This window comes from Halomonas urmiana, from assembly GCF_005780185.1.
Classification (GTDB): Bacteria; Pseudomonadota; Gammaproteobacteria; order Pseudomonadales; family Halomonadaceae; genus Halomonas; species Halomonas urmiana.
Map to the genome: position 1 here is coordinate 1 of NZ_VBUI01000052.1, position 5,812 is coordinate 5,812.

Here is a 5,812-nt window from a genome sequence, read left to right on the forward strand (position 1 = left end):
GAATAGGTGCCTGACGATGACCTACTCTCGCATGGGGAGGCCCCACACTACCATCGGCGCTGATCGGTTTCACTGCTGAGTTCGGCAAGGGATCAGGTGGTTCCCGTACGCTATGGTCGTCAGGCGAAAAACGGTGAATCATGCTGACGAGAACGTCTCGCGTATCCGTCTGTCGGTTGCCATCGGCAGACCGCTTGGGTGTTATATGGTCAAGCCTCACGGGCCATTAGTACCGGTTAGCTCAACGCCTTGCAGCGCTTCCACACCCGGCCTATCAACCAGCTGGTCTCGCTGGGCCCTTCAGGAGGCTCGAGGCCTCGGGGAGATCTCATCTTGAAGGGGGCTTCCCGCTTAGATGCTTTCAGCGGTTATCCCGTCCGCACATAGCTACCCGGCAATGCCACTGGCGTGACAACCGGAACACCAGAGGTGCGTCCACTCCGGTCCTCTCGTACTAGGAGCAGCACTTCTCAAATCTCCAACGCCCACGGCAGATAGGGACCGAACTGTCTCACGACGTTCTAAACCCAGCTCGCGTACCACTTTAAATGGCGAACAGCCATACCCTTGGGACCGACTTCAGCCCCAGGATGTGATGAGCCGACATCGAGGTGCCAAACACCGCCGTCGATGTGAACTCTTGGGCGGTATCAGCCTGTTATCCCCGGAGTACCTTTTATCCGTTGAGCGATGGCCCTTCCATACAGAACCACCGGATCACTAGAACCTACTTTCGTACCTGCTCGACGTGTCTGTCTCGCAGTTAAGCACCCTTATGCTCTTGCACTCAATGCACGATTTCCAACCGTGCTGAGGGTACCTTCGTGCTCCTCCGTTACGCTTTGGGAGGAGACCGCCCCAGTCAAACTACCCACCACACACGGTCCTCGATCCGGATGACGGACCTGAGTTAGAACGCCAATGATGCCAGGCTGGTATTTCAAGGTTGGCTCCACTCGATCTGGCGACCGAGTTTCCAAGCCTCCCAGCTATCCTACACAAGCAACATCAGCGTCCAGTGTGAAGCTATAGTAAAGGTTCACGGGGTCTTTCCGTCTAGCCGCGGGTACACAGCATCTTCACTGCGATTTCAATTTCACTGAGTCTCGGGTGGAGACAGCGTGGCCATCATTACGCCATTCGTGCAGGTCGGAACTTACCCGACAAGGAATTTCGCTACCTTAGGACCGTTATAGTTACGGCCGCCGTTTACCGGGGCTTCGATCAGGAGCTTCGCGTGAGCTAACACCATCACTTAACCTTCCGGCACCGGGCAGGCGTCACACCCTATACGTCCGCTTGCGCGTTTGCAGAGTGCTGTGTTTTTAATAAACAGTTGCAGCCACCTGGTATCTTCGACCGCTTCGCGCTTAGGGAGCGAGTCCCCTTACGCTACTGCGGCGTGCCTTCTCCCGAAGTTACGGCACCATTTTGCCTAGTTCCTTCACCCGAGTTCTCTCAAGCGCCTGGGTATTCTCTACCTGACCACCTGTGTCGGTTTGGGGTACGGTTCCACTGTATCTGAAGCTTAGAGGCTTTTCCTGGAAGCGTGGCATCGATGACTTCCAGACCGTAGTCTGTTCGTCTCGTCTCTCGGCCTTAGAGAACCGGATTTGCCTGATTCTCCAGCCTACTGACTTTCACCAGGACAACCAACGCCTGGCTCACCTAGCCTTCTTCGTCCCCCCATCGCAATACAGTGAAGTACGGGAATATTGACCCGTTTCCCATCGACTACGCCTTTCGGCCTCGCCTTAGGGGCCGACTCACTCTGCTCCGATTAGCGTCGAACAGAAACCCTTGGTCTTCCGGCGGGGGAGTTTTTCACTCCCCTTGTCGTTACTCATGTCAGCATTCGCACTCGTGATACCTCCAGCAGACCTCTCGATCCACCTTCATCGGCGTACACGACGCTCCTCTACCGCTCGTCATTCGACGAGCCCGTAGCTTCGGTACCTGGTTTGAGCCCCGTTACATCTTCCGCGCAGGCCGACTCGACTAGTGAGCTATTACGCTTTCTTTAAAGGATGGCTGCTTCTAAGCCAACCTCCTAGCTGTCTGAGCCTTCCCACATCGTTTCCCACTTAACCAGGATTTCGGGACCTTAGCTGACGGTCTGGGTTGTTTCCCTTTTCACAACGGACGTTAGCACCCGCTGTGTGTCTCCCACGCTGGCACTCACCGGTATTCGGAGTTTGCCTCGGGTTGGTAAGTCGGGATGACCCCCTAGCCGAAACAGTGCTCTACCCCCGGCGGTGATACGTGAGGCGCTACCTAAATAGCTTTCGAGGAGAACCAGCTATCTCCGGGCTTGATTAGCCTTTCACTCCGATCCACAGGTCATCTCAGCATTTTTCAACATACTTGAGTTCGGTCCTCCAATTGATGTTACTCAATCTTCAACCTGCCCATGGATAGATCGCCCGGTTTCGGGTCTATTCCCAGCGACTGGTCGCCCAGTTAAGACTCGCTTTCGCTACGCCTCCCCTAATCGGTTAAGCTCGCCACTGAAAATAAGTCGCTGACCCATTATACAAAAGGTACGCGGTCACAGAACGAGTCTGCTCCCACTGCTTGTACGCACACGGTTTCAGGATCTATTTCACTCCCCTCTCCGGGGTTCTTTTCGCCTTTCCCTCACGGTACTGGTTCACTATCGGTCAGCCAGGAGTATTTAGCCTTGGAGGATGGTCCCCCCGTCTTCAGTCAAGGTTTCTCGTGCCCCGACCTACTCGATTTCACACCAATCAGATTTCGACTACGGGGCTATCACCCTGTATCGCGTGGCTTCCCAACCACTTCGTCTATCAGTCATGGTGCTTAAGGGCTGGTCCCCGTTCGCTCGCCGCTACTAGGGGAATCTCGGTTGATTTCTTTTCCTCGGGGTAATGAGATGTTTCAGTTCCCCCGGTTCGCCTCCTGACACCTATGTATTCAGTGCAGGATACCCACGTTACCGTGGGTGGGTTTCCCCATTCAGAAATGCCCGGGTCACAGGTTGTTTGCCACCTCGCCGAGCCTTATCGCAGGCTTCCACGTCTTTCATCGCCTCTGGCTGCCTAGGCATCCACCGTGTGCGCTTCATCGCTTGACCATATAACCCCAAGAGGTCTGGTCCGCGATGACAATCGACAATTGCCGGATACGCTTGAGACGTATCTCGTGTCTCTTCCTCTCGGAAGAAACGTTTGTCAGCATGATTCACATTGTTAAAGAGCACTTAAAGCTGAAAGCTTTAAGCTGGAAGCTGTAAGAGGTGCTCACCATATCGAGCGGTGGCATCTTTCAGCGCCTAGCTTAAGGCTTGCGCTTTGCGATTGACTGTTTCGGCTTTCCTTCCGGCTTCAAGCTTCCGGCTTCAAGCTTGGAGATGGTGGAGCCTAGCGGGATCGAACCGCTGACCTCCTGCGTGCAAGGCAGGCGCTCTCCCAGCTGAGCTAAGGCCCCTCTGACTCCCATTACGTGACATGGGGAAGTGGAATTTTATTCAGGTCAAGGCATTTTGTGGCGACGCATAGCCTGCTATGCGAGTCACAAAATAACGCAGAACTGGATAAAATTTGGTGGGTCTGGGCAGACTTGAACTGCCGACCTCACCCTTATCAGGGGTGCGCTCTAACCAACTGAGCTACAGACCCGGCTACAAACCACTGGGTCCGCGACCCAAACAGTCGTTGCTCTGGTCGATCAGGTAATTCATTGTGGACACTTGCCGAGTGCCGGCGACGTCGTCGATTAAGGAGGTGATCCAGCCGCAGGTTCCCCTACGGCTACCTTGTTACGACTTCACCCCAGTCATGAACCACACCGTGGTGATCGCTCTCCCGAAGGTTAAGCTAACCACTTCTGGTGCAGTCCACTCCCATGGTGTGACGGGCGGTGTGTACAAGGCCCGGGAACGTATTCACCGTGACATTCTGATTCACGATTACTAGCGATTCCGACTTCACGGAGTCGAGTTGCAGACTCCGATCCGGACTGAGACCGGCTTTATGGGATTAGCTCCACCTCGCGGCTTTGCAACCCATTGTACCGACCATTGTAGCACGTGTGTAGCCCTACCCGTAAGGGCCATGATGACTTGACGTCGTCCCCACCTTCCTCCGGTTTGTCACCGGCAGTCTCCCTAGAGTTCCCACCATTACGTGCTGGCAAATAAGGACAAGGGTTGCGCTCGTTACGGGACTTAACCCAACATTTCACAACACGAGCTGACGACAGCCATGCAGCACCTGTCTGTGCGTTCCCGAAGGCACCAAGGTATCTCTACCAAGTTCGCACGATGTCAAGGGTAGGTAAGGTTCTTCGCGTTGCATCGAATTAAACCACATGCTCCACCGCTTGTGCGGGCCCCCGTCAATTCATTTGAGTTTTAACCTTGCGGCCGTACTCCCCAGGCGGTCGACTTATCGCGTTAACTGCGCCACAAAGGTCTCAAGGACCCCAACGGCTAGTCGACATCGTTTACGGCGTGGACTACCAGGGTATCTAATCCTGTTTGCTACCCACGCTTTCGCACCTCAGTGTCAGTGTCAGTCCAGAAGGCCGCCTTCGCCACTGGTATTCCTCCCGATCTCTACGCATTTCACCGCTACACCGGGAATTCTACCTTCCTCTCCTGCACTCTAGCCTGACAGTTCCGGATGCCGTTCCCAGGTTGAGCCCGGGGCTTTCACAACCGGCTTATCAAGCCACCTACGCGCGCTTTACGCCCAGTAATTCCGATTAACGCTCGCACCCTCCGTATTACCGCGGCTGCTGGCACGGAGTTAGCCGGTGCTTCTTCTGTGAGTGATGTCTTTCCTCCGGCGTATTAAGCCGAAGGCCTTCTTCCTCACTGAAAGTGCTTTACAACCCGAAAGCCTTCTTCACACACGCGGCATGGCTGGATCAGGCTTTCGCCCATTGTCCAATATTCCCCACTGCTGCCTCCCGTAGGAGTTCGGGCCGTGTCTCAGTCCCGATGTGGCTGATCATCCTCTCAGACCAGCTACGGATCGTCGCCTTGGTGAGCCATTACCTCACCAACAAGCTAATCCGACATAGGCTCATCCGATAGCGCAAGGTCCGAAGATCCCCTGCTTTCCCCCGTAGGGCGTATGCGGTATTAGCCTGAGTTTCCCCAGGTTATCCCCCACTACCGGGCAGATTCCTATGCATTACTCACCCGTCCGCCGCTCGACGCCTCCTAGCAAGCTAGGATCGTTTCCGCTCGACTTGCATGTGTTAGGCCTGCCGCCAGCGTTCAATCTGAGCCATGATCAAACTCTTCAGTTTAAAGTCTGATAGTTCCTAAGGTGGAACCAAACCTGGCTCAAGGTTCAAACGTCTCATTTTGACGAGTCGCTTGCCTTGAATGTTTCAGTGACTGGTCACCGACATCCCGACAAGCGCCCACATGAATTACCTGATCGATTGTTAAAGAGCGGCTCCGGGCTCTCATGGAGAGGGGAGCATCTCGCTGTTGCCGTCGTGTCCGGCCGCATCAATGAAGCGGCGGTCTCGCCGGCGCCCTGCGAGGAAGGCGTATTCTACCTGACCGGTGTTTCTTGTCAACCCTGCGAAGCGTTCCGAAGAAGCGACGCGAGTGACCGAAACCTCGTGTCGCCAGAGCGACGCGAGTCCGCTGGAGCCCTCGGCGGGTCTCCGTCAGGAGTGGCGTGCATTCTACCGAATGCGGCGAGTTCGTCAAGCGGGAATTTTCAAAGCGTCTTCGAAAAACCCAAATGGAAACAAGCACTTCTGCCACCAACACCGCCTGCAACGTTTGCCCGTTGCCGGCAGCGGATGCGTACTTTACGGATTTCCCCGG

2 tRNA genes and 3 rRNA genes are annotated in these 5,812 nt (G+C 55.1%); all 5 read right to left on the minus strand.

Going from position 1 to position 5,812, the window contains the following annotated elements:
- Positions 1-8: 8 nt before the first annotated feature.
- Positions 9-124, minus strand: a 5S ribosomal RNA gene (gene rrf, locus FEI13_RS18525).
- A gap of 81 nt (positions 125-205) precedes the next feature.
- Positions 206-3,094: ribosomal RNA gene (locus FEI13_RS18530) — 23S ribosomal RNA — on the minus strand.
- A gap of 277 nt (positions 3,095-3,371) precedes the next feature.
- Positions 3,372-3,447, minus strand: a tRNA-Ala gene (locus FEI13_RS18535).
- 114 nt (positions 3,448-3,561) lie between these two features.
- Positions 3,562-3,638 (minus strand) — tRNA-Ile (locus tag FEI13_RS18540).
- Positions 3,639-3,736: 98 nt separating this feature from the next.
- Positions 3,737-5,277, minus strand: a 16S ribosomal RNA gene (locus FEI13_RS18545).
- The 16S, 23S and 5S rRNA genes sit together here with 2 tRNA genes alongside, the layout of an rRNA operon.
- Positions 5,278-5,812 lie beyond the last annotated feature (535 nt).